Source organism: Aquibaculum arenosum, assembly GCF_029222965.1.
In the GTDB taxonomy this organism is placed as follows: Bacteria; Pseudomonadota; Alphaproteobacteria; order Kiloniellales; family DSM-21159; genus Aquibaculum; species Aquibaculum arenosum.
Genome location: NZ_JARHUD010000002.1, coordinates 226,117 through 249,811, shown reverse-complemented (window position 1 = coordinate 249,811; position 23,695 = coordinate 226,117). Strand labels below are relative to the sequence as shown.

Sequence of the window (23,695 nt, the reverse complement as noted above, 5' to 3'; positions counted from 1 at the left end):
ATGATGAGCAGGATCGTCGATCGCTTGCGCGCCAGTCTGCGGCGCGCGGCGATCGCATCCTTCTTTCTGCTGCTCGCGCTGCTGCTGGCCTTCGCTGCGATGGGTTTTGGCATCGCCGCGCTGCACCGCCTGCTCGAGGGCAGCTTTTCGCCGGAAGGCGCTGCGGCGATCACGGCAGGCATCCTGCTGGTGGGTGCTGGGGTGATGGGCCTGGTGGCGATTGCGCTCTTGCGCAGCCCGGCCAAGCCTGCGTCAAAAGCGCGCTCAGCTTCCACAACTTCCAAAGCGGCGCGCCCTGGCGCAGGAGACCCCAGCCAACTGGCACGGGATTTGATGGCTGGAGGCACCTGGTCACCGCTGACCGTGGCGGTGATTGCTGGCTTCGCTTTCGGGGTTTCGCCTGAGATCCGCCGGGAAGCAGCACGGCTGCTCCGCAAGGAAGCGGACCGATTGTAGACCGGACTGGGTTGCCGGATCGGCGTTACGAAGGAAGCGAACGCGATCCGGTCCCAGCGTCTTCAGGTCTCCCAGCGCTCGATGACCAGGGGCGCCAGGGCCTGGCGAATCTTGTCGGGCATGGCGGTCGGGCGCATGGACTCACGCTCGACGAAGACATGCACGAAGTGGCCGAGCGCCGCCGGGCTTTCGTCCCCCTTGCGGAACAGACCGACGAGGTACTTCACCGAACTCCGCCCCAGGCGCTCGACGGCTAGACCGGCCTCTATGACATCTGGGAAGGTCAGAGATTTGCGGAACTGGCAGAAGGTCTCGGGCGTGATGCCGATGACGGGATCCTGCTGGATATCCAGGCCGCCGACCTCGATGAGATAGCCGCTGATCAGCGTATCGAAGTAGCTGTAATAGGTCACGTTGTTGACGTGTCCGTAAACGTCGTTGTCCATCCAGCGGGTTGGGATGGACCGGAAATGCCGGTAGGCCTCACGCTGTTCCGGTGCTACTGAACTCACTCTCTCGCTCTCCTCGCACTTCACCTATGCCGGCACCGATTGGAATTTTCTCTCGCCTGCCGGGCCCGATTGATCCAACATGCAATACGCCCTGGGGCTAAGAACAACAATTCTTACCAAGTGACCGCTTGCTTTCCCTGACGTCCCGTTCACTCTTTCACGTCCTGCGACTCAAGCGCACGAGAGTCGGCGGTGCTCTGCTGCCGATTTAAAGGATCAACAGTTCGGATGAGCGGATGCTTTATCAGATCTATGAGTTTCAGCACACAGCCCTGATGCCCTGGCGCATGCTGGGCAACATGACCCAGGGTCTGTTGAGCAATCCCCTTTTTCCCGCCACGCATACCCATGCAGGACGCAGCCTGAAGGCAGGGTTGGAGGTCTTCGACCATGCCACGCGACAGCGCGAGCGCCCGGCCTGGGGCATCGATCGCACCGAGGTCGAGGGTCGCGAGGTTGCGGTCAGTCTCGAAACCGAACTGGATCGTCCCTACTGCACCCTGCTGCACTTCAAGCGCCAGGGCTGTGCGGAACGCAAGGATCCGCGCATTCTGCTGGTTGCCCCACTGTCCGGACATTACGCGACGCTGCTGCGCGGGACCGTCCAGGCACTGCTGCCCGATCACGAAGTTTGGATTACCGATTGGAAGGACGCGCGCGAGGTTCCCGCCGACGCGGGGCCTTTCGGCATCGAGAACTACATTGACGAGGTGCTGCGCTACATCCGCCATCTGGGCCCCGATGTGCATGTGATGGCGGTGTGCCAGCCGGCGCCCTTGGTCTTGGCCAGCGTGGCGCTGCTGGCTCAGGCCGGCGACGCGGCGCAGCCACGTTCGATGATCCTGATGGGCGGCCCGGTGGATATACGGGCGGCGCCGACTCAGGTCACGCGCTTTGCCGAGTCGCGCCCGCTGTCATGGTTCCAGCAGTCGCTGATCGCCCAGGTCCCAGCTTACTATCCAGGCGCAGGGCGTGAGGTCTATCCCGGCTTTCTGCAGCTCGGCGGTTTCATATCCATGAACCCGGCTCGACACTTCGAGTCGCACGTCAAGATGTTCCGCCATCTGGTGCAGGGGGACGGGGACTCCGTGGAGGCGCACCGGCGCTTTTATGATGAATATCTGGCGGTGATGGACGTGCCGGCGGACTATTACCTGCAGACGGTGGACCAGGTCTTCCAGCGCCAAGTCTTGGCGCGCGGACAGATGACCTGGCGCGGATTGACAGTACGCCCCGAGGCCATCCGCCACACGGCACTCATGACCGTCGAGGGGGAGATGGATGACATCTCTGCGCCGGGGCAAACCCTTGCGGCGCACGATCTCTGCGCAAGCCTGCCGAAAAGCATGCGCGCCAACCATCTGCAGCCCTCTGTCGGCCACTACGGCATCTTCAACGGTCGCCGTTGGCGCGAAGAGATCAAGCCGGCGATCGGCGCTTTCGTGCGCAAGCACGCGCAGGGGTCCCGTTAGGGCTGTTCAACGCCCGCCGGGGCGATGGCGTCTCGGCGGGCAGATCATTCCCGACGCTGCTGTGCCAGCAGGTCACGAATTTCTTCTAGCAGCACTTCCTGGCGTGGCGGTGCCGGCGGCGCCGAAGGCTGCTCCGCTTCGCGGCGATAGAGGCGGTTTACCTGCTTGACCAGGACGAAGACCGCCAGGGCGATGATCAGGAAATTGATCACCGTGTTGATGAACACGCCGATGTTAAGCGTGGCGGCACCGGCCTCGGTCGCCTCGGCCAGTGAGGTGTACTCGCCGCCGGACAGCGTGATGAAAATGCTGGAGAAATCCACTCCGCCCAGCAGCAGGCCGATGGGCGGCATGAGGATGTCGGTAACCAGGGAATTGACGATCGCCGTGAAGGCCGTGCCCAGGATGATGCCCACAGCAAGATCGATTACGTTGCCGCGGGAAATGAAGGCCTTGAATTCGTTGAACATGCTCTGTTCCTCGCGTGGATGCCCCAGGCGAACAGCATAGGCGGCTCAACTGCGCAGCGCGACCTGCAAAAAGTAGACCTGTTCAGGGAAAACTCAGCGGTGAGAACCGCGGGATTCGCTGCTGCCCCTGTCGTCGGCCGCGTCTTCGGGTGCACCTGGGGCATCGGGCGCGCCCGGCTGATGCGGGTCCGGCTCGCGGTGGACGCCCTGTTCGTGGTGCGTGTCGTCATGCCCGTGGCGCGCGGAGTAGAACATCAGCGCCATCAAGCCGATGCCAAGCGCCAGCGTCAGCACCGAACCGCCAATCAGCGCCAACCATCCCTGCCAGGGCATGTCGACACCGGCCAGTCCACTCCAGGCCTTAACGCCGATGAAAAGCGCTCCCAGCAGGAAGGCGCCCAGGAATGCGATGATGAGGAAAGTGCGCATGATTAGCAGGCTAACAGTGCCCTCAGCGCAAAACCAGTAGGGTAAAACAAAGAGGTCTTGTGCTGTGCTTTCAAGGTCGCTAGATAGTCGCTCGTTCGGGTCGCCCGGACGGTGTACCGGGCCGCTTGTGGCCCGTTGTTGCAAACCTATGCGGCTGTGGCGGAATTGGTAGACGCGCAGCGTTGAGGGCGCTGTGGGGGAGACCCCGTGGAGGTTCAAGTCCTCTCAGCCGCACCATTCGCAGGCACGATAGCGGGCTGCGAAAAGGGTTTGACAGACACCGGCGGGATGGCGAAGAACAGGGGACTACCGCCCGGTTTCACCGGGTCCCCAGCAAAGACGCTGCGGCTGTGGCGGAATTGGTAGACGCGCAGGTTTCAGGTACCTGTGGTGGAGACACCGTGGTGGTTCGAGTCCACTCAGCCGCACCAAACCCCTCTCGCGAGGGGTTTTTTGCTTTCTGGGGCCACCGTGTTCGGTGCAGCAACGGTCTCTGGTGTACTCCTCATAGCACACCCATGTTAGAAGGCCTCCGGAACCTGGATGCCGTAACGTGAGTGCCAAACGCCCGTCCCCTCCGCCGCCCGATCCTCGGAGCGGCCACGACGATCCCCTCTCAAAGCTGGAACTGCGGCCCGGATTGTTCGGACGCCTGCGTAACTGGTTTCTCACCGGCGTGCTGGTGACAGCCCCGATCGGGATCACGATCTGGATCGCGTGGGCAGTCATCGATTTTGTCGACAATCGCGTGAGGCCGCTCATCCCGGAACCCTGGGATCCTGAGAACTACCTGCCCTTTTCCGTGCCGGGGTTGGGTTTGCTGCTGGTGCTGGCGGGGCTGATTGCCATTGGCATGTTCACGGCCGGGCTTCTTGGCCGCTGGTTCATGCATGTGGGCGAACGCCTGCTGGCGCGCGTTCCTGTCGTGCGCTCCATCTACAGCGCCGTGAAGCAGGTTTTTGAGACCATCCTGGCCGATCGCTCACGCGCTTTCCGTGAGGTGGTGCTGGTCGAGTATCCCTACCGCGGTGTCTGGGTCGTGGCCTTTGTCACCTCCCAGACCAAGGGCGAGGTGCAGCGCCTGCTGCCGGGCGAGACGGTGTCTCTCTTCATGCCGGCGGTGCCCAACCCCACCACGGGGTTCCTGCTCTTCGTGCCGCGGGAGACGGTGCGCCCCCTCGACCTGACAGTGGAGGAGGGGCTGAAACTTGTGGTGTCCGGCGGCATCGTCACACCGGAGCAATTGGCAGCGCGACCTGTCGAATCAGTTGAGACGGAAGCAGTGCCACCGGCCGCGCCGCCGCGGCTCAGCCTGATGCGCCGCCTGCGCAACTATCTGCTCGCCGGTATCCTGGTGACCGCACCAGTGGCGATTACCTTCTGGCTCATCGCCCAGTTCATCTCCTTCGTCGATTCGCGCGTGAAGCCTCTCTTGCCGGATGCCTGGCGTCCTGAAACCTACATCCCTGTCACGCTGCCGAGTGTCGGCGTGCCCGGCGTGGGCGTGGTGGTGGCGGTGATCGCACTCACCCTGATCGGCATGCTGGCTGCCGGGATCCTCGGCCGCTGGCTCCTGCGCACCTCGGCGTGGCTGTTCAGCCGCCTGCCTATTCTGGGCTCGATTTACAGCGCCTTGAAGCAGATCGTGGAGACGATCCTGGCCAGCCGGTCCGATGCCTTTCGCTCCTGCGTGCTTTTTCAGTATCCCCGCAAGGACTGCTGGGCCATTGGGCTGGTGACCGGCAAGACCGAGGGGCAGGTCCAGGAGTTGACTGAAAAGGAGGTCGTGAACGTCTTTCTGCCCACCACGCCCAATCCGACCTCCGGTTTCCTCATGTTCGTGCCGCGCGACGACACGGTCCCCTTGGCCATGAGCATCGAGGAAGGCTTGAAGATGGTGATTTCGGGCGGCCTGGTCGTGCCCCCGGACCCGGGTGCTGACCACCCAGCCGACCAGAAAGCATCGCAGGCCTCAGCGCAGCTTGCTTAGGCGCCAGCGGCGCCGATAGGCTCCGGCGATGTGATTCACTGCGCTTATCTGGAAGGACCGTGATGGACGCCCAACCCCTGCTTGCCGGCTCGCCTATGCCACTGGTCCCCGTCGTGACTGCTGAAACGTCGACCTCGCCGGAGGGAGCTGTTGCCTGGGCGGAAGCAAACGCAGCGGCCTTGGATGCTCTGGTTAGCCGCAGTGGCGCGCTGCTGCTCCGCGGCTTTGCGATCGAGACTGTGCAGGATTTTCGTGCCGTGTGTCGGGCCATTCGCCCGGATCTGAAAGGCTACGCAGGCGGCGATTCGCCACGCAGCGCCGTGGGCGAACAGGTCTACACTTCCACGGAGTACCCGAGCCATCTGGAGGTGCTGCTGCACAACGAGCTGTCCTATGCGGGCTGGTCACCGGAGCGCGTGTTCTTCTGCTGCCTGATACCGGCCGAGACCGGCGGCGAGACCCAGATTGCCGATGGCAGGGCGATCTATCGTTCCCTGCCGGCGCCGATTCGAGAGGCTTTCGAGGAGCGGGGGGTGATCTATCACCAGCACCTCTGGGATGCAGAGGGCGAGCCCGGTGTGGGCAAGAGCTGGCAGGAAACCTTCGAAACCAATGACCGGGCGGCAGCCGAGTGCTATCTGCGCGAGGCGGGCATGGATTTCGAGTGGACGACGTTTGGGCTGCGGACCCGCGCCCGCCATGCTGCGGTGCGGGTACATCCCGTGACCGGCGAGACCTGCTGGTACAATCAGGCGGACCAATGGCATCGGGCTTTCGATAGCGTCAAGGTGGCCATCGGCCGCCAGGACGACCTGCGCTTCGATCCGCGCACTGCCGGCGAGGCGACTCTGGGCAATCATGCGACCTACGGCGACGGGGGCGAGATCGACCCGGCCGACCTCGAGGTGGTGCGCGAGGTCTCCCGCGGCTGCGAAGTGCTGTTTCCCTGGCGCGCCGGCGACATCATGCTGCTCGACAACCTGCTCACCATGCATGGACGCAAGCCCTTCACCGGCGCCCGCCGCGTCCTGGTGGCCATGGCATGAGTGCGCTGCGGCTTCGCTTGACCGGGTGCGGCCCTGCCGCCTAGAAGAATGCCATGTTCGGTCTCCCCTCCCTGACGAAGCTGCTGGTACTCGCCGGAATCATTCTGGCAGTCTGGTACGGCTTCAGATTCGTCGGCAAGCTCGATGCCGCCCGCAAGGTGCAGGCCAAGCAGCAGGGCCGCGGCCCGAAAGCCAATAAGGGGAGGGCGCCCCGCGCGGCGGTTCCGGATGCTGAGGAAATGGTCGCCTGTCCGGCATGCCGCGCTTATGTGCCTGCAACCAATCCCAGCAACTGCGGTCGGCCCGATTGCCCCTACTGAGCGCAAAGTGCTTGTCCTGCTGTCGTTTCCACCGCTCAGCGCCGCTTGATTATCCTCAGCCCGGGTTTTAGGGTCGGCAACGTCTTTTCCCGCACTGCAACAAGAATCACGGCCTTATGCCCAAGCGACACGCAGACAAGGATAGCTGCTTCCAGTCCATCATACTGAAGTTGCAGAGCTATTGGGCCGACAAAGGCTGCGCCATCCTGCAGCCCTATGACATGGAAGTGGGAGCCGGAACCTTCCATCCGGCGACGACGCTCCGGGCGCTGGGGCCCGACCATCACTGGAACTGCGCCTATGTCCAGCCGTCGCGCCGTCCCACCGATGGGCGCTACGGCGAGAATCCGAACCGGCTGCAGCACTATTACCAGTTTCAGGTGCTGATGAAGCCGTCGCCGTCGGACATTCAGGAACTCTATCTCGGCTCACTCAGGGCGATTGGTATCGACCCCCTGGCGCACGACATCCGCTTCGTCGAGGACGACTGGGAAAGCCCGACTTTGGGCGCCTGGGGCCTAGGCTGGGAGGTCTGGTGCGACGGGATGGAGGTGACCCAGTTCACCTACTTCCAGCAGGTTGGCGGGATCGACTGCAACCCTGTTCCGGTCGAACTGACCTACGGGATCGAGCGGCTGGTCATGTACGTCCAGGGTGTGGATCGAGTCTACGACCTCGACTGGGACGGAGTGCCGACAGAGAAGGGAGGCAAATGCTACGGCGATGTCTTCCTGCAGGCCGAGCGCGAGTTCTCCGCCTTCAACTTCGAGCACGCCGATACACAGCGGCTGTTCCGGCACTTCGAGGATGCGGAGCGAGAATGCGCCTTGCTGCTGGAGCAGCGCTTGCCGCTGCCAGCCTATGACAACTGTCTGAAAGCCAGCCATCTCTTCAATCTTCTTGACGCGCGGGGCGTGATCTCTGTCACCGAGCGACAGGCCTACATCGGCCGGGTTCGGGCGCTGGCCAAGGGGTGCTGCGAAACCTGGGTGGCGGTCAGTGCGGCGCAGGGGGAGACGGCCAGTGCCTGAGTTGCTCTTCGAGATCCTAAGCGAGGAAATCCCGGCCCGTATGCAGCAACGCGCAGTGGCTGATCTTGAGCGCATCGCGGGCGAGAAGCTGCAGGCGGCCGGATTGCAGTACGAAAGCCTGGGCAGCCTCGTGACGCCGCGCCGGCTGACCCTGCACGTGGCCGGCCTGCCCGAGCGGCAGCCGGATGTGACTGAGGAGCGCAAGGGACCCAAAGAGGGCGCGCCGGAGAAAGCACTGCAGGGCTTCGTGAAGGGTGCCGGGCTTTCCTCTCTCGATGAGGCGGAGCTGCGCGACACGCCCAAGGGGCGGTTCTATTTCGCTGTCCGTCACGTTCAGGGGCGTGCCACCCGCAGCGTGCTGCCGGAGGTACTGGTCGACGTGATCCGCGCGCTCGGCTGGCCGAAGTCCATGCGCTGGGCGGAAGGGGAGTTCCGCTGGGTGCGGCCCATGCAGAACATCCTGGCGGTCTTCGATGGCGAAGCGCTGCAGGGCGGTCTGGATCTGGGGGGAGAGCGCCGCCTTGCTTTCACCGACGGTACGGTCGGCCATCGCTTTCTCGCCCCGGACTCCTTCCTGGTGCGCGACCATGAGGGCTATGTCGAGAGTCTGAAGCAGGCCTTTGTCATTCCCGACTTCGATGAACGGCGGAAGTCGATCGTGGAGCAGTGTTCGGCCCTGGCCCATGCGGCCGGCTTGGCGGTGCGGCCCGACAGCGGGTTGATCGATGAGGTCACGGGTCTGGTGGAATGGCCCTGTGTGCTCATGGGCCGGATTGCGACGGAGCTCATGACCCTGCCGCCGGAGGTTCTCGTCACCTCCATGCGCAGTCATCAGCGCTATTTTTCCCTGATGAAGCCCGATGGCCGCCTGGCAGATCGTTTCTTGGTCGTTGCCAATCTGGAGGCACCGGCAGACTCCGAACTTGCGGCCACCATCGTGGCCGGCAATGAGCGGGTGCTGCGGGCGCGGCTGGCGGATGCGGCCTTCTTCTGGGATCAGGATCGCAAGCAGCGACTGGAAACGCGTATCCCCGCGCTGCGGCCGATGGTCTTCCATGCCAAGCTCGGCAGTCTGGAAGAGAAGGTGCTGCGTGTGGCGGTCCTGGCGCGCAGCCTGGCGGCACAACTTGGCACAGATACGGCGCTTGCAGATCGCGCGGCCATGCTGGCGAAGGCCGACCTGACCACCGGCATGGTGGGCGAGTTCCCCGAACTCCAGGGCGTGATGGGGCGCTACTATGCCGCAAACGACGGCGAGGCAGAGGAAGTCGCCGCCGCCATCGCCGAACACTACGCCCCACTCGGCCCCAACGACGCCTGTCCCTCGGCCCCGGTTTCCGTGGCGGTGGCGCTTGCGGACAAGCTGGATACCCTGGCCGGTTTCTGGGCCATCGGCGAAACGCCGACCGGCTCCAAGGATCCCTATGCCCTGCGTCGTGCTGCGCTTGGTGTGATCCGCTTGATCGTCGAGAACGGGCTGCGTTTGCCGCTTGCCCGGGTGCTGGCGGAAGCGGTGGCGCCAATCCTCAACGAGATGAAGCTGCGCGAACAGCTGGCACCCATCGAGGCTTTGGACCGACTGGTGCAGGAAGGCAGCAGCGGGCAGCGCCTGGTCGAGCTGGAAACCAACCTTCTGAAGAACCTGGATATTGCCGAGGTCGATGAAGGACGCATTGCCTTCGTGGTCAACGCATTACTCGCCTTCTTTGCCGATCGCATGAAGGTGGTGCTGCGTGAGAAGGGCGTGCGCCACGATCTGGTTACGGCCGTGTTCAATCTCGGAGGGGAAGACGATCTCGTGCGATTGTTGGCGCGGGTCGATGCCTTGGCCGGCTTCTTGGAGAGCGAGGAGGGGGCCAATCTCCTGATCGCCTTCCGCCGTGCGGCCAACATCGTCCGGATCGAGGCGAAGAAGGATGGCCGCGACTACCTGGGACCGGCCGATGCCTCCGCCTTGGTCGTGGATGAGGAGCAAGCGCTGCACAAAGCGCTGCAGACCGCCGAGGCGCAGGCCCGCGATGCCCTGGCCCGGGAAGACTTCACCGCAGCCATGGCCGCGCTGGCGCGGCTGCGTGCCCCGGTCGACGGCTTCTTCGACAAGGTGACGGTCAATGCCGAGGATCCAGGCCTGCGTGCCAATCGCCTGGCGCTGCTGGCGCAGATTGGCGGCACTCTGGGTCAAGTTGCGGATTTCTCAGCCATCGAAGGCTGATGCGGAGCGGTCTTGCGACGCAGCTGTTCCGTGCTCAGACGGGCAGCGGAATAGAGCATGTTAACCAAGGGTTGCTAAACGGAAGTGTCCCGCTGTAATCGACCTGGTGAGCAGGCCGGTTTGCGAATCGAGGAGGCAAAAGGCGGCTATGAGCAAGTGGGTCTATGGCTTTGGCGGTGGCGATAGCGAGGGCAGGGCAGATCTGCGCAATCTGCTGGGCGGAAAGGGAGCCAATCTGGCCGAAATGGCTTCAATTGGGTTGCCTGTCCCGCCGGGCTTCACCATCACCACCGAGGTCTGCACGCATTTCACCAAGACCGGAAGCTACCCGGACGATCTGGATGCCCAGATCAAGGCGGCGCTAGAGAAGGTCGAGACGGTGACGGGCACCAGCTTCGGGGACGCCCAAAACCCGCTGCTGGTTTCTGTTCGCTCGGGCGCTAGGGTTTCCATGCCCGGCATGATGGACACCGTGCTGAACTTGGGCCTGAACGACACCACTGTGGCTGGCCTGGCCGCACGCAGCCAGGACCCGCGCTTTGCCTATGACAGCTATCGCCGCTTCATCCAGATGTACGCCAACGTCGTCCTTGATGTGGAGCATCACCTCTTCGAGGAGGTGCTGGAACTGGCCAAGGAGGACAAGGGTGTCAGCCTGGACACCGATCTTGATGCCGATAACTGGCACCAGGTGATCGAGCGCTACAAGGCAATCGTCGAGGAGGAGACCGGCGCGCCCTTCCCTCAGGACCCGCAGGATCAGCTCTGGGGCGCGGTTGCCGCTGTCTTCCAGTCCTGGACCAACCAGCGGGCCGTGACCTATCGCCGGCTGCACCACATCCCGGAAGAGTGGGGCACGGCGGTCAATGTCCAGGCCATGGTCTTCGGCAACATGGGCAATGATTGCGCCACCGGCGTGGCCTTTACCCGCGACCCCTCCACTGGCGAGAACCGCTTCTACGGCGAGTACCTGGTCAATGCCCAGGGTGAGGACGTGGTGGCCGGCATTCGCACGCCTCAATCAATCTCCATTCGTGGCCGGGAAGAGCAGGGCTCGGACCTGCCGGCCATGGAAGAGGTGATGCCGGAGGTGTTTCAGCAGCTCTGCAAGGTGCGCGAACTGCTGGAAACCCATTACCGCGAGATGCAGGACATCGAGTTCACCGTACAGTCGGGCACGCTCTACATGCTGCAGACGCGCACCGGCAAGCGTACGGCAAAAGCAGCGCTGAAGATCGCAGTCGACATGGTCGATGAGGGCCTGATCGACCAGCAGGAGGCTGTGCGCCGTGTCGATCCTCTCTCGCTGGACCAGCTGCTGCATCCGACGCTGGACCCCAAGGCCGAGCGCAACGTCATCGGTCGCGGTTTGCCTGCTTCGCCGGGTGCCGCCTCGGGCGAGATTACCTTTTCTGCCGACAAGGCCGAGGCCGCGGCCCTTGAAGGTCGCAAGGTCATCCTCTGTCGGATCGAAACCAGCCCGGAAGACATCCACGGCATGCACGCGGCCCAGGGTATCCTCACCACCCGCGGCGGCATGACCAGCCACGCGGCCGTGGTCGCTCGCGGCATGGGCCGAGCGTGCGTCGCCGGGGCTGGTGAACTGCGCATCGACTACAAGGCAGGCGTGCTGCGCGCCGGCGAACGCGAGTTGAAGGAAGGGGAGGTCATCACCCTGGACGGCAGCAGCGGCGAGGTCATGTTGGGCGAGGTGCCCACGGTGCAGCCGGAGTTGACCGGCGATTTCGCCAAGCTGATGGTCTGGGCGGACAACATCCGGCGCCTCAAGGTACGCACCAATGCCGAGACTGCTCTCGACTGTCGCACTGCAATCAAGTTCGGATGCGAGGGCATTGGGCTATGCCGCACCGAGCACATGTTCTTCGAGGCCGAGCGCATCGTTGCGGTGCGCGAGATGATCTTGGCCGACAGTGAGGACGGGCGGCGCAAGGCGCTGGCCAAGCTGCAGCCGATGCAGACCCAGGACTTCGTCGAGATCTTCAAGATCATGAAGGGGTTGCCGGTTACCATTCGCCTGCTTGACCCGCCCCTGCATGAATTCCTGCCCCATGGCGAGCAGGAGATCCGAGAGGTGGCCCAGGCCACTGGCGTTTCGCCGGAGAAGCTGCGCCAGCGCATGCTGAAGCTGCAGGAAAGCAATCCGATGCTCGGTCATCGCGGTTGCCGCCTGGGCATCACCTATCCCGAAATCTATGAGATGCAGGCCCGTGCCATATTCGAGGCGGCGGTGCAGGTGCACAAGGAAACCGGCGATACGGTCGAGCCGGAGGTTATGATTCCGCTGGTCTCGGTGCGGCGCGAGTTCGAGATCCTGAAGGACGTCGTCGACCGCGTGGCGAAAGAAACCATGGAGGCGGCCGGCTGCGAGATCGCTTATCTCGTCGGCACCATGATCGAACTGCCGCGGGCCGCGCTTCGGGCCTCAGAGATTGCGGAAACGGCGGAGTTCTTCTCCTTCGGTACCAACGACCTCACCCAGACGACCTTCGGTCTTTCCCGCGACGACGCCGGCAGTTTCCTGCCGACCTATGAAGCCCGCGGTCTCCTGAACCGCGACCCCTTCGTCAGCCTGGACCAGGATGGAGTCGGGGAACTAGTGAAGATTGGTGTTGAGCGGGGGCGCGCCAGTCGGCCTGACATCAAGCTCGGCATCTGCGGCGAACATGGCGGCGACCCCGAGTCGGTGCGCTTTTGCCATCATGTCGGCCTGGATTACGTCAGCTGCTCGCCCTACCGCGTGCCCATCGCCCGCTTGGCGGCAGCCCAGGCGGCATTGGAACAGACCGAGCGCGACGTCTGATTGCCGCTCTGTCGGGGCAGCGCGTTCTGGAAAGCAGCCGGGAAGGCCACTTTCGGGGAGCCAGAAGGCCCCGGAATGGGCCGTCCCGGCTTTTCCGTGTCGGGGCTTGTTCGGGGAGTCAAAAAAACTATACTCGCGCCGCAACTTGGCAGGCTGCGGTTAGGGTAAAATGACGCTTACGCTGGATCCTGACTACCGACCGACCGAAAGCGAACCTTTCATGAACCCGCGCATGCGGGAACATTTCCGGCAAAAGCTTCTGAAGTGGAAAGCTGAGCTGCTGCGGGAGTCCGGCACGACGCTGGAGCATCTGCAGAGCGAGAGCCTGGCGGAGCCGGATATCGCCGATCGCGCATCACTGGAATCGGATCGCTCCTTGGAGCTGCGGACCCGCGATCGGGAGCGCAAGCTGATCTCCAAGATCGATGCCGCCTTGAAACGGATCGAGGACGGAACCTACGGCTACTGCGAGGACACGATGGAACCGATCTCCATCGGGCGTCTGGAGGCACGGCCAATCGCAACCCTATCGCTCGAAGCGCAGGAACGTCACGAGCGTATGGAACGCACTCAACGCGACGACTGATCGGAGACTGGGCGGCTCCCGCCTGGCATGACCGCTATCGGAAGCCGCCGTTATCTCAGCCGACGTTGAACACCCGCTCGAAAATCTGGTCCACCCGCTTGGTGTGGTAGGAAGGGTCGAAGCAGGTATCGAGCGCAGCGGCATCCAGAACCACCTCCGGATCGGATTCGAGCTCCTTGCGGAAATCCCTGCCTTCCAGCCAGACCTTCATGGCATTGCGCTGCACCAAACTGTAGGCGTCCTCGCGGCTGACGCCAGCCTGGGTGAGGGCCAGCAGCACGCGCTGTGAATTCACCAGTCCGCCAAGCCGGTCGAGGTTGCGCTGCATCTGGTCGGGATAGACCAGAAGCTTTTCCATCACGCCGGCGAGACGGTTGAGCGCGAAATCGAGGGTCACGGTCGCATCTGGCCCGATCATGCGCTCGACGGAGGAGTGGGAGATGTCTCGCTCATGCCAGAGCGCCACGTTCTCCATCGCCGGGACGACGGCAGAGCGCACCATGCGGGCAAGTCCGGTCAGGTTCTCGGTCAAGACCGGGTTGCGCTTGTGCGGCATGGCCGACGAACCCTTCTGCCCCGGCGAAAAGTATTCCTCAGCCTCGCGCACCTCGGTGCGCTGCAGATGGCGGATCTCCGTGGCCAGGTTCTCGATGGAGGAGGCTATGATCCCAAGCGTGGCGAAAAAGGCTGCGTGGCGGTCACGCGGGATGACCTGAGTCGAAACAGGCTCCGGCGTCAGTCCTAGCTTCTCCGCCACATAATTTTCCACGAAGGGGTCGATGTTGGCGAAGGTGCCAACCGCGCCGGAGATGGCGCAGGTGGCGATTTCAGTCCGTGCCGCCTCGAGGCGGGCGCGGTTGCGGGCAAAGGCGGCGTAGTGGCCGGCGAGCTTGAGGCCGAAAGTGGTGGGCTCGGCATGGATGCCATGGCTGCGGCCGACGCAGAGCGTGTCCTTGAATTCGAATGCGCGGGACTTCAGGGCGGCAAGCAGCCGATCCATATCCGCCAGTAGCAGGTCGGCAGCGCGCATGAGCTGGACTGCGAGGCAGGTGTCCAGCACATCGGAAGAAGTCATGCCCTGGTGCAGGAAACGTGCCTCGGGGCCGACATGCTCTGCCACGTTGGTGAGGAAAGCGATGACGTCGTGCTTGGTCTCCCGCTCGATCTCGTCGATCCGCTCCACCTCGAAGGCACCGCGCTCCCAGATGGCCGCTGCGGCTTCCTTGGGGATCACGCCCAGTTCAGCCATGGCATCGCAGGCATGGGCCTCGATCTCGAACCAGATGCGAAAGCGGCTCTCGGGCGACCAAATTTCGGCCATCTCCGGCCGGCTGTAGCGGGGAATCATGTCTCGTTCCTCAAATGGCTGTCGTCACGGCTGTGTGCAGGCCCGAAAGAGCAGGCGCCGCATAGACTACGCTGCACCGACCGGGGGCGCTCGCATTGGAGCGCTGTTCCTATCACAGGCCGCGGGGCTCCTCACGACCCTCAGTAATCCATTTGCCAGCGGACGCCGGCGCGGCTGCGACCGTCGGCGCCCACGTCGCTGTGCGCCTTGATCTGGTCGGTGATGTCGATCTCAACGCTGACGCCTGTGCCGCTGGACCCCAATCCCTGTTCGACGCCGACGTAGATGCCGTCGTCGAGATAGGTGCCGATGGCGACCGCGCCGGGATCGTCCTCGTTCGCACCCGGCTTGAACCCAAGAACGTCCACGCCCACGGCCCTGCGCATGAGCGCGGTCACCCCCGGGCCACCCGTCGCCAGACTGGCGGCGGCATCGGCGAGCTCCACGGCTTCCAGAGCGGAGAGGTTGGCCGATGTCTTGTTGAAGAGGACGCGCGAGAGGATTTCGTCCTGCGGCATTTCAGGCTGGGAGGAGAGCGCAATCTGGGGGTCGGAGGCCGTACCCTCTACGCCGACGATCGCCGTGAAGCCACTGCCGGTATAGACGGCGTGAAGATCGAGCTCAGGATCCAGGCTGCTCGCGCCCACGGGCAGCGTGATGGCGCCTTCCTGCAACATGAAGGTCTTGCCGATGACCGTGAAACTACCACGCAGCGGTTCAAGCTGGCCACTGATCTGCGGGTCATTGGCATGGCCCTCGACCCGGAATCTGCCGCCCCACTCGGATTCGAGACCACGGCCGCGCACGAAAACGCGGCGCGGCAGATCGATTTCGACATCGAGCAGGATGGGGGAGGGGGCCGGGGGCCCGGTATCGGGCTCCTCCACCGGCTCCACCGGCTCTCCAGCGCGGACCTCGACAACCTCGATCTCGGCAACGCTGGGCGGGAGTGCGTCTACCAACCTGACTTCGATAAAGTCGTTGGTCAGGCGGCCAATGACCTCGGCGCGCTGCATGGGATTGCCGATGACATCGATCTCCCCGCTGATGCGCGCGGTGACGTCATCGCGCTGCGCAAGGCGCATGTTGTTCAGGGTTACGCGGAGGTCGGTCTCCACCCCTTCCTCACCAAGCCAGGTCACCGTGCCGCGGCCATCCATGTTGCCGTCATTGCTGTCACTGGCGTTGAAGCGCTCGATGGTGAGGGTGTTGCCGGCGCCCACCACCACCAGTTCCAGCGGGTCGAGCAGCGTGCCGCTGGTGTAGTTCTCATAGCGCGCGTCGGTCAGCGCCAGCTGGCCGCCAAGCTGAGGTGCGTTGAGGGTACCGTAGGCCGTCAGGTCAATGTCCGCCTGGCCAGTGAGCCGCAGGGTGTCCACGGGCATCAGGGACATGACCGGAGCCATGTCGCCGCTCCACTGCAGGCGGGCGCTCAGTTGCCGTTCGGCGATGGTGTCGATCGCAAAGGGCGCGAGTGAAAGCCTCAGCGGCAGATCAGCGTCCAGGCTGAGGGGGCGCTCGGCAAACCCTTCCATCCGAGTGGTCAATTGCAGGCGTCCCGGCTCCAGCGTGGCATCGGCACGGATGTCGAGCGGCGGACGGTCACTGAGTTCGGCTTCTGTGCCAGAAGCGAAGTCATCGGCGAAGAGATTGAGCTGGCCACGCGGTGCGTTCATTGACCCCGCGAGGGAGAGCTCGCCGGAGAGTTCACCAGTGACGTCGCTGCCACCCGCCAGATCGGCCAGACGATCCAAAGGGATATCCGCAAGCCGCAGATCGGCCTGAATGGTGTCGCCCTCTTGCCGGGCCTCGCCCGCCAGGCTACCTCCCAGCAGGGTCAGGTCCAGGGATTGCAGCGCCAGATCGTTCGGGGCGATGGTCAAAGTGGCGGGACTGGCGAGAGCGACGGTTTCCTCGCCCCAGTCGGCCGTGAGCAGGGGCAGCTGGATTCGAGTAATGGGTCCTTCGAGTCCCACGTCGGCCTGCGCCCGCAGTCGCAAAGGATCTTCGGCCACTTGTCCATCGGCGTCCAGATCGATCCGCAGCGCCGCAAGGTCTCCGGTGGCGTTGATTTCCGCAGTCTCTATTTCAGCCCCGCCCGCGGACAATCCCGCCGCGGTCAGGCCGGCTTGCACGCCTGGCGCACCCAGCAGGTCGCTTAGCGTGAACTGCATGTCGACCCGCTCGCCTGTCACGCTGGGTTCGCTCGCCGGTCCCATCCTGACGCTGCGCAGCGCGAGAGTCCCGCGCAGGGCCTGCTGTGCTTCTTGGGGCAGGAGCTCCGCATTCAGGGTCAGGCTACCGCCCGCCTCGACGCCGGCAATACTCGCAAGCGCCCCCAACTGCGGCACGTTCCCCTCGACCGCACCGCGGCCGGGTCGCCCGTCCAGCGGCCAGACCAGATTCCCGCTCACGCTGGCGGCATCTCCGAGGCGCAGGTTCAGATTGTCGAGTGTCAGCTCCTGCTCGACGAGCTGAAAGTCCACCTCCGAGGAGAGGGGGCCGTACTGCCCCTCAGAGCCGTTCACTTCAAGACGACCACGTGGGCCTGGGGCGTCTAGGTCCACGTTGAGCGCTGCATTGAGCGTTCTGAGCGCTTCGCCCGGCAGCGACAGCTCTTCGCCCGTCAGCCGTGCCTCCACCCGGGGCGTCGCCAAGGCGCCCTGCGCGATCCCCTCGAGCGAGAGCGAGCCGCCAAGAGGCTGTCCCAGGGCGTCGCCCAAGGGCTCCAGTGCCGAGACATCCAAGCGATAGCCGGCGTCAACTTCCGAGAAGGCGGCGTCCAGGGTGCCCCAGGCGGTGAGCGCTGCTGTTGCTGCATCCAGGCGTGCTTCGTCAAGCAGGATGCGACCACTGGCATCGCGGCGCAGTTGCATCGAGAGGCCGGGGCGCTCGCCGAGCACCGCTTCTGCGATCGGGATGCCCAGTTGCAGGCGATCGGTAAGGGCATTGAGCCGGGCATCCAGGCTGCCGTCACTTGCCAGGTTGGCCTGCAGGTCGATCCCCAGTGCACCTGAGAGGTCAAGGCCCGAGAGGCCGGCGAAGCGCTCGAGCTTCGGATGATCCAGTCTCATGCCCAGGTCGGCCGTGGGACCGGCGTCGGCCAGCGTCGCTTCTCCCCACAACGACAGCGCCAGCTCGTTCAGTCCGGCATCAAGAGCGATCACCGTCAATCTTTTCTCGGCAAGACCATAGCGCCCCTGGCCCTGCAAAGTCAGATCGCCATCGGCCAACTGCTCGAGGGCCGCTTCGCTGGCCTCGAGAGCTTCTGCGGCGAAGGAGATGTCGAACAATACCGCAGCTTCCGGCCCGTCCAGCGGAGCTTCGGTCTTGGCGTCAAGGGTGAGGCGCAGACTTTCGGCCGTCGCTTCGGGCAATGAAAGCGCTGTTAGGTTGGCGTTGGCCTGCAGAATCGGTTGATTCAGGCTGCCGTTCACCGTCAGGTTAAGGATGGCGCCGTCGAAGCGCGCCGGCTGGGTGAGCGCTGCGATCGCTTCGGGATCCAGCAGTTCCAGGTCGAGGGCGCCGTCCAGCGTCTGGCCATCCGCCTGCAAGGCGAGGTGGCCCGTCGCTTGTAGCGCCGCAACACCAGCTCGAAGATCCTGCACCCGCAAGGCCCCTTCCTCGGTGCGCTGCACGCGCAACGCGAGGCTGGGTTCATCCCCTACGAGCGAACGAAAGTCTTCCGGCACCAAGGCCGTAGCCTGGCCTTTCGCTTCAAGCGAGAGATCAAGCGGCTCCAGACTGTGTAGCAGGAGATCGGCTTCGAGCCGGGCTGTTGCGTCAGCCTCCGCAACCAACTGCGCGCGCCAGCCCTCGGGTGGGCCGTCCCCTTCGAGTCGGATGCTTACGGGAGGACGCTCCGGGAGGTCGAGCAGCTCGGCGATCAGCCCACCGGCGGGTTCGGCGCCATCGATCCGCGCCGTCAGCCGTTCGCCACCCGCGGTCAGCGCCAGTTCCAGATCCAACCGGCCGGGTTGCTCGTCCTTGCGTTCCACAGCCAGCTGCGTGTCCAGCGCACCCTCGCGGTCGACCCTGGCCCTGCCGGAAAGGCCGAGCAGGGCCGGCGTGCCGGCGATCTCCTGCCCAAGATAGAGCTCCTGTACCTCGAGTTGCTCAAGTTGCAAGCTGACCGGCAGCTCCGGCAGAGCAATGTCCAGCGGTGCGTCGCTTGGCGCCGGCTCTTCCTCAGTGTCGCTACCGGCCGGAAGGCGCTGAAGCTCCAGCCGGTTCGCCCTGAGATGCTCGATCTCTACCCGCCTTTGCAGCAGCGACCAGGGGCGCCAGGCGAGTTCCGCCCAGTCGAGGTCGATGAGCACGCCCTCGGGGTCCCGTAAGACCAGGTCGCGCAGCACGATCTGCTGGGGCAGGGGGCCATCCAACCGGCCGATTTCAAGCTGCAGCCCATCCGGAGAACTCACGACGTCTTCGATCAGGGTGGCGAGAGTGGCGCGCCCGCCTTCGGTTTGCAGCGCGAGATAGAGGCCGCCCAAGAGCAAAAGCGGCAAGCCCACCAGGAGGATGAAAAGCCCCCAGAGGATGCGGGATAGCCAGCGTCGCCGGCGTGGGGCCGGTTGAGGATTGGTTTGATCGCTCACGGGCTTAGAAGGACTGTCCAATGGAGATGTAGAACTGATAGGCGCGGTCAACGCCCTTGCGCGGGTTCACCGGCGTGGCGACGTCGAGGCGCAGCGGTCCGAAGCTGGTGTAGTAGCGCAGGCCCAAACCGGCACCGATGCGCAGCTCTTCACCCGTCGGCCAGGATGTTTTGTAGACCTGGCCCGCATCCACGAAGGGCACGATACCAATGGTGTCGGTGATCTTAATGCGCGCTTCCAGGCCGATCTCGGCAACGGCCCGGCCGCCGATCGGGTCGTCATCATCGTCCAGCGGCCCGACGCTGCGAAACGCGAAGCCGCGCACCGAGCCGCCGCCGCCGGCGTAAAAGCGCAGGTTTGCCGGAATGTCGCCATGGGAACTGCCGGCCAAGGTGCCGAAGCGCCCGCGAGCTGCAAGCACCAGGCGGTCGCTGTCGAAGGGCGAGAGGTAGAAGGATCCGCTGGTCTCAGCCCGGACGAAGCGCGCGGATTCGCCCACGGCGCTGATGTAGGGCGTGACGCTGGCGTCCAATCTTGCGCCCTTGGTGGGGTTCAGGGGATCGTCACTGCCGTCGTAGCTGACGCCGCCGGTCAGCCCGACGAGCCCGTACAACTCCGTTTCATCATCTTCTGTCACGCGGGTGAGCAGGAGTGAGGGGCCGGCACGCGCGGTCCAATTGTCGCTCAAGCGCCGTTCTAGCCCGAGAAAGTGACTGCTGGTCAGTTCATCGAATGCCTCGCTGCGCTCATGCCGCAACTCATTCTCGAACAGCAGCGCCTGTTCAAGACGAAGGTAGTTGGGCTTGCGGAAGTCGGCTGTGAGGCTTTGGCGCGGCCGGGTGGCGCTGGCCTCGAGGCGCAGGCTCTCTGCTTCCGAGAAGAGGTTGCGGTGTTCCCAAAACACCTCGATCCCAGGTCCATCTTCGTCGGTGGAGTAGGAAACGCCGGCGCCGATGGTGCGGTGGGGACGCTCGGCCACCTCTGCCGTGACCGGGAGCTCGCCGTCGGCTTCGACTTCGTCGGGAGTGTCGACAATGACCGTATCGAACAGGCCGGTGCGAGACAGTTCCCGACGGACCCGCTCGGTCTCACGCTGGTCGTAAGTTCGCCCTTCCTCCCAACCTAAAATGCGGTGGAGATAATCCTTGCGCACGGATTCCACCCCGATGATGGACAGCGGTCCGAAGGCTGCGGGTTCACCGGGTGCGACGATGATTTCAGCGCGGACGGTGGCGTCGTCCATGTCGGCCAGATAGCGGGTATTAGCCACGCGGCCGAAGGGGTAGCCATTCTGATTGAGCCACAAGGGAATCTCGCGTGCCGCCGCCTGCAGAGCTGCCGCTCTTGCTGGCTGCCCCAACTCGAGGCCGACGTCCTCGGCCGTTCGTGGCGCGCTGTCCGGAACCGGCTCTTGATAGCTGATCTCGTAGTTTTCGAGCCGAAAGCGCGGTCCAGGCTCGACGTCGATGCGAATGTGGATCGGGTCGGCACTGTCGTCGACCACCGATTCGATCTCGTTTCGGTAATAGCCCTCGGAACGCAATACGCGGGCGATGCGATCGATATCGTCACGAAGGCGACGACGCAGGGCCGCCTCGCTGGCGGGTAGCCTTTCCGTTTCCGTGAGAAGGGCGGCGCTCTCATCAATCAGACTGCGAAGTCTATTGGAAAGATCACCTTCAATCTCGGCGGTGTAGGCGAGGCCCGGCGGTGTGCTTTCGCTGTCCGGCGTCGGCTCCTCGTTCTGTGCGGCGGCGGATATGGGGAGCAGAATCGCGAAGGCCGCTCCGGTCCAGCGGAGGGTCCCTGCTCTAAGCAGACGATAGAGTAAGTGCTTCAATCCTGACTGCCGCCATATGTTATGTCTGCAACTGCACTTCGCCCAAGCTGGTCATCGCTATGGGCTGCTGATGCGAAAGAGCCCTTCCTCACCGAGACCCTCAAGTTTTTCTAGCCTGAACGGGACAAAGGCTCCAGAGAATCCGGGATTAGGCGCAAACCTGACTCGCCTCGGTCGACTTCCTGTGCTGTCAGCCGCTGTTGCTACCTACTTGTTCCCGTGATTCCAAGAAATAAGGGGTGCTGGTAGACACCCGGGTCTGTTCAATTCGACGTTCTTGCGGGTGGCGTGGTGTGCCGGAGGAAGTCCAAGGCGCCTTGCAGGATGTAAGCGGCCGCCATCTTGTCGACCACCTCGCCACGCCGGCGCCGGCTCATATCCGCCTCTCCGATCAGAAAGCGTTCCACCACAGCCGTGGAGAGGCGCTCGTCCCAGAAGGCAATTGGTAGGTTAAGCGACGCGATCTCTGAGAGATTGCGCGCAAACTGCCGGGTCGAGCGCGCGCGCTTCCCTTCCGTACCGTCCATGTTCAGCGGCAGGCCGATGATGAGCGCGCCGACGTTGTGGGTTTTGCACAGGTCCGTCAGCTTCGCCGCGTCCTCGCGAAACCGGCTGCGCTGGATCGTCTCCAGTGGGGACGCAAGGGTGAAATCACTGGTTCCCAGCGCCAGTCCAATGGTCTTCTCGCCGAGATCGAGCCCAAGAGGCCGGCTGCGCGCAGGCATGCGCGAAGGCAGGTCTCGCAGATCGATGATGGTCATGGGAGAAAGACCCTGATTACGAGCGGTTCGCAGCGAGTCACGGATGGTCGCTTAGCCTGCCTTTTGTCGCAGCCTGACCGAATCGGCTTCCCCGGCAGCACCTGGATGGGCAGAGTGTACGCATAAAGGGCCTGAACACCAGTCCCTCCAAGGGTGCTCTGTTGTTAGCTCTTCGTGCGCTGCTTTCCATCTTGTGTTGCTTACTGACGGTCGCGCTTTTTCCAGAAGAAAGCCGATCCCAAGGGCATGATCGCGTCCTTCGCGTGGCTTGGTCCCTGCAGGCACCCTATCAGTTTTTGCGCTCGGGCAGCGAGGTGGAACAAGTCACCGGCATCGATGTGGCGATGTTTCGGGCTGCGGCGGCGCATGCCGGCCTGAGTGTGATCTTCAGTCAGTTGCCCTGGGAAGAAGCTTTGGAACGAGTGGAAGAGGGTAGTATCGACGTTGTTCTCGGGGCCTTTCCGACGGCGGCGCGCGCGGAGTATGCCTACTTCTCCGACGCTATCCGCTTCGCGACGGAAAGTATCTTTCTGCTCCGCGATCGCATGCCCCATGCACGTTCCCTGGAAGAACTGCTGGACGCACTGGCGCGCGACGGCCTGCGGATTGCAGCGATCGAAGATTTCGAACTTGGCGACCGCTTCAACCGCTTCCGCAACGACCCGGAGCACGCCCACCTGGTCGTTCCGACAGCGGACTTGGCGCAAAGCCTCCACCTGCTGGAACGGGGAGAAGTGGACGGCTTCGTCATGGATCGCTTGGCGGGGTATAACGCACTGTCTGAGCGACACATGTGGAGCCTTCAGTCGCATCCTGTCCCGATTCATGAGGAAGATATCGTCGCGCTTTTTTCGCGAGCCTCTGTGGATTCCGCTCTGGTCGAATATTTCAACTGGGGCCTGCAGCAGGTCTATCAGGATGATCAGCAACGCGTCATCGAGCGACGTTTCGTCTTACCGGTCATGCTCGACATGGCGCTCTACGGTGCCTGGTTCGAGATCATCCTGATTGTGGGGATGGTGGCGTTCTCCATATCGGCCGTGGTGATTGCCCGTACCGGCGACTACGGCCTGTTCGGCGCCGTTGTGCTGGCGTCGCTCCCCGCTTTGGGCGGCGGCGTGGTACGCGATGTCCTCATCTTGCGCGAACCGTACATATTCGCCTTTCCCGTTTACGTCTATATTGTGCTCGGCACTCTGGTGGGAGGCTTCCTCTTCAATCGTGTGCTGGCACGATTGCGCGGCCGCTCCCTGCTTTTCTTCGATTTCGTCAACCTGGTGCTTTTGATGCGCCAGCGGATTCAGCCGAAGCTGCTAATGGGAATTTTCGACGCCGCCGGCATAGCTGCCTTTACCGTCGTGGCAGTCACCATCGCGGTCGAGTTCGGGCGCGAGCCACTCTGGCTCTGGGGCCCTGTGCTCGCAGCGCTGACGGCTACCGGCGGGGCGATTATCCGGGACATGATCCGCAAGGACAGCGGCAATGAGATCCTCCACCACGCCTTCTACGCGGAGACGGTGATTATCTGGTCGCTGCCGCTCTCACTCTATCTGCAGTACTTCGGGCTTTCCGCCGATCCGCAGGTCATCTTTTGGGCGTTGATGACCACCATGTGCGGGATCTTCGCGACGCGCATCGCATTCGTGGTCTACGGCTGGTCGGGCCCTCGCTATTGATCATAAGGAAGCACGTTTCGCGAGATCAGACCGGACAAAGGAACCTCGGAAATTTTAGTTGTGTTTGTACATTCCCGCAGCGTGAATCAATGGCTGTGGTCACTTTTTCGTTACAGTTCTGGCCGAA

General features: G+C 63.7%; 17 protein-coding genes and 2 tRNA genes. 12 read left to right on the top strand and 7 right to left on the bottom strand.

Annotated elements, in window-relative coordinates:
- Positions 1 to 3: 3 nt before the first annotated feature.
- Positions 4 to 456: a phage holin family protein gene (locus tag P2G67_RS04015; RefSeq protein ID WP_275820273.1), complete on the top strand. Its 453-nt coding sequence runs from the start codon at positions 4 to 6 to the stop codon at positions 454 to 456.
- 62 nt (positions 457 to 518) lie between these two features.
- Here the strand turns inward: P2G67_RS04015 and P2G67_RS04010 are convergent, their stop codons facing one another.
- Positions 519 to 968: an acyl-CoA thioesterase gene (locus tag P2G67_RS04010; protein ID WP_275820271.1), complete on the bottom strand. Its 450-nt coding sequence runs from the start codon at positions 966 to 968 to the stop codon at positions 519 to 521.
- A gap of 236 nt (positions 969 to 1,204) precedes the next feature.
- Here P2G67_RS04010 and P2G67_RS04005 point away from each other — a divergent pair, with 236 nt between their 5' ends.
- Positions 1,205 to 2,440, top strand: a complete 1,236-nt coding sequence (locus tag P2G67_RS04005) for a polyhydroxyalkanoate depolymerase (RefSeq protein ID WP_275820270.1) — start codon at positions 1,205 to 1,207, stop codon at positions 2,438 to 2,440.
- 44 nt (positions 2,441 to 2,484) lie between these two features.
- Here P2G67_RS04005 and mscL read toward each other — a convergent pair whose 3' ends face one another.
- Together mscL and P2G67_RS03995 are read right to left on the bottom strand one after the other, a co-directional pair.
- The gene (gene mscL, locus P2G67_RS04000; RefSeq protein ID WP_275820268.1) at positions 2,485 to 2,910 is read right to left on the bottom strand and encodes a large conductance mechanosensitive channel protein MscL; all 426 of its coding nucleotides are present in this window, start codon (positions 2,908 to 2,910) and stop codon (positions 2,485 to 2,487) included.
- A 93-nt stretch (positions 2,911 to 3,003) separates the two neighbouring features.
- Entirely contained in the window at positions 3,004 to 3,339 is a 336-nt protein-coding gene (locus tag P2G67_RS03995) for a hypothetical protein (RefSeq protein ID WP_275820267.1), read from the bottom strand.
- Between the two features lie 150 nt (positions 3,340 to 3,489).
- Here P2G67_RS03995 and P2G67_RS03990 point away from each other — a divergent pair.
- From P2G67_RS03990 to dksA, 9 genes are all read left to right on the top strand, one after another.
- Positions 3,490 to 3,576, top strand: a tRNA-Leu gene (locus P2G67_RS03990).
- Positions 3,577 to 3,683: 107 nt separating this feature from the next.
- Positions 3,684 to 3,770, top strand: a tRNA-Leu gene (locus tag P2G67_RS03985).
- A gap of 122 nt (positions 3,771 to 3,892) precedes the next feature.
- Complete coding sequence (locus P2G67_RS03980) at positions 3,893 to 5,329, top strand: DUF502 domain-containing protein (protein WP_275820265.1); 1,437 nt, start codon at positions 3,893 to 3,895, stop codon at positions 5,327 to 5,329.
- Between the two features lie 62 nt (positions 5,330 to 5,391).
- Positions 5,392 to 6,375 (top strand): TauD/TfdA family dioxygenase, encoded by a 984-nt coding sequence (locus P2G67_RS03975; protein ID WP_275820263.1) that lies wholly within the window; start codon positions 5,392 to 5,394, stop codon positions 6,373 to 6,375.
- A 53-nt stretch (positions 6,376 to 6,428) separates the two neighbouring features.
- Positions 6,429 to 6,695: a hypothetical protein gene (locus tag P2G67_RS03970; protein ID WP_275820261.1), complete on the top strand. Its 267-nt coding sequence runs from the start codon at positions 6,429 to 6,431 to the stop codon at positions 6,693 to 6,695.
- Between the two features lie 116 nt (positions 6,696 to 6,811).
- The gene (locus P2G67_RS03965) at positions 6,812 to 7,726 is read left to right on the top strand and encodes a glycine--tRNA ligase subunit alpha (RefSeq protein WP_275820259.1); all 915 of its coding nucleotides are present in this window, start codon (positions 6,812 to 6,814) and stop codon (positions 7,724 to 7,726) included.
- Complete coding sequence (gene glyS, locus P2G67_RS03960; protein ID WP_275820256.1) at positions 7,719 to 9,938, top strand: glycine--tRNA ligase subunit beta; 2,220 nt, start codon at positions 7,719 to 7,721, stop codon at positions 9,936 to 9,938. The genes P2G67_RS03965 and glyS overlap by 8 nt, the downstream gene beginning before the upstream one ends.
- A 148-nt stretch (positions 9,939 to 10,086) precedes the next feature.
- Entirely contained in the window at positions 10,087 to 12,759 is a 2,673-nt protein-coding gene (gene ppdK / locus P2G67_RS03955; RefSeq protein ID WP_275820254.1) for a pyruvate, phosphate dikinase, read from the top strand.
- A gap of 169 nt (positions 12,760 to 12,928) precedes the next feature.
- Positions 12,929 to 13,345 (top strand): RNA polymerase-binding protein DksA, encoded by a 417-nt coding sequence (gene dksA / locus P2G67_RS03950; protein ID WP_275820252.1) that lies wholly within the window; start codon positions 12,929 to 12,931, stop codon positions 13,343 to 13,345.
- 55 nt (positions 13,346 to 13,400) lie between these two features.
- Here dksA and purB read toward each other — a convergent pair whose 3' ends face one another.
- From purB to ruvX, 4 genes are all read right to left on the bottom strand, one after another.
- Positions 13,401 to 14,693: an adenylosuccinate lyase gene (gene purB, locus P2G67_RS03945; RefSeq protein WP_275820250.1), complete on the bottom strand. Its 1,293-nt coding sequence runs from the start codon at positions 14,691 to 14,693 to the stop codon at positions 13,401 to 13,403.
- A gap of 140 nt (positions 14,694 to 14,833) precedes the next feature.
- Positions 14,834 to 19,291, bottom strand: a complete 4,458-nt coding sequence (locus tag P2G67_RS03940) for a translocation/assembly module TamB domain-containing protein (RefSeq protein ID WP_275820248.1) — start codon at positions 19,289 to 19,291, stop codon at positions 14,834 to 14,836.
- Between the two features lie 4 nt (positions 19,292 to 19,295).
- Entirely contained in the window at positions 19,296 to 21,131 is a 1,836-nt protein-coding gene (locus P2G67_RS03935) for an autotransporter assembly complex protein TamA (RefSeq protein ID WP_275820246.1), read from the bottom strand.
- Between the two features lie 263 nt (positions 21,132 to 21,394).
- The gene (ruvX, locus tag P2G67_RS03930) at positions 21,395 to 21,892 is read right to left on the bottom strand and encodes a Holliday junction resolvase RuvX (RefSeq protein ID WP_275820245.1); all 498 of its coding nucleotides are present in this window, start codon (positions 21,890 to 21,892) and stop codon (positions 21,395 to 21,397) included.
- Between the two features lie 263 nt (positions 21,893 to 22,155).
- On the opposite strand from ruvX, the gene P2G67_RS03925 reads away from it, so the two are divergent.
- The gene (locus P2G67_RS03925; protein WP_275820243.1) at positions 22,156 to 23,568 is read left to right on the top strand and encodes a TRIC cation channel family protein; all 1,413 of its coding nucleotides are present in this window, start codon (positions 22,156 to 22,158) and stop codon (positions 23,566 to 23,568) included.
- Positions 23,569 to 23,695: the final 127 nt, after the last annotated feature.

What these genes read in the sequence shown, in the direction of transcription:
- mscL (WP_275820268.1), bottom strand. Translation starts at nt 2,910, where the DNA reads ATGTTCAACGAATTCAAGGCCTTCATTTCCCGCGGCAACGTAATCGAT.
- ppdK (WP_275820254.1), top strand. Translation starts at nt 10,087, where the DNA reads ATGAGCAAGTGGGTCTATGGCTTTGGCGGTGGCGATAGCGAGGGCAGG.
- P2G67_RS03975 (WP_275820263.1), top strand. Translation starts at nt 5,392, where the DNA reads ATGGACGCCCAACCCCTGCTTGCCGGCTCGCCTATGCCACTGGTCCCC.
- P2G67_RS03965 (WP_275820259.1), top strand. Translation starts at nt 6,812, where the DNA reads ATGCCCAAGCGACACGCAGACAAGGATAGCTGCTTCCAGTCCATCATA.
- P2G67_RS04005 (WP_275820270.1), top strand. Translation starts at nt 1,205, where the DNA reads ATGCTTTATCAGATCTATGAGTTTCAGCACACAGCCCTGATGCCCTGG.
- purB (WP_275820250.1), bottom strand. Translation starts at nt 14,693, where the DNA reads ATGATTCCCCGCTACAGCCGGCCGGAGATGGCCGAAATTTGGTCGCCC.
- P2G67_RS03970 (WP_275820261.1), top strand. Translation starts at nt 6,429, where the DNA reads ATGTTCGGTCTCCCCTCCCTGACGAAGCTGCTGGTACTCGCCGGAATC.
- dksA (WP_275820252.1), top strand. Translation starts at nt 12,929, where the DNA reads ATGACGCTTACGCTGGATCCTGACTACCGACCGACCGAAAGCGAACCT.
- ruvX (WP_275820245.1), bottom strand. Translation starts at nt 21,892, where the DNA reads ATGACCATCATCGATCTGCGAGACCTGCCTTCGCGCATGCCTGCGCGC.
- P2G67_RS04015 (WP_275820273.1), top strand. Translation starts at nt 4, where the DNA reads ATGAGCAGGATCGTCGATCGCTTGCGCGCCAGTCTGCGGCGCGCGGCG.
- P2G67_RS03995 (WP_275820267.1), bottom strand. Translation starts at nt 3,339, where the DNA reads ATGCGCACTTTCCTCATCATCGCATTCCTGGGCGCCTTCCTGCTGGGA.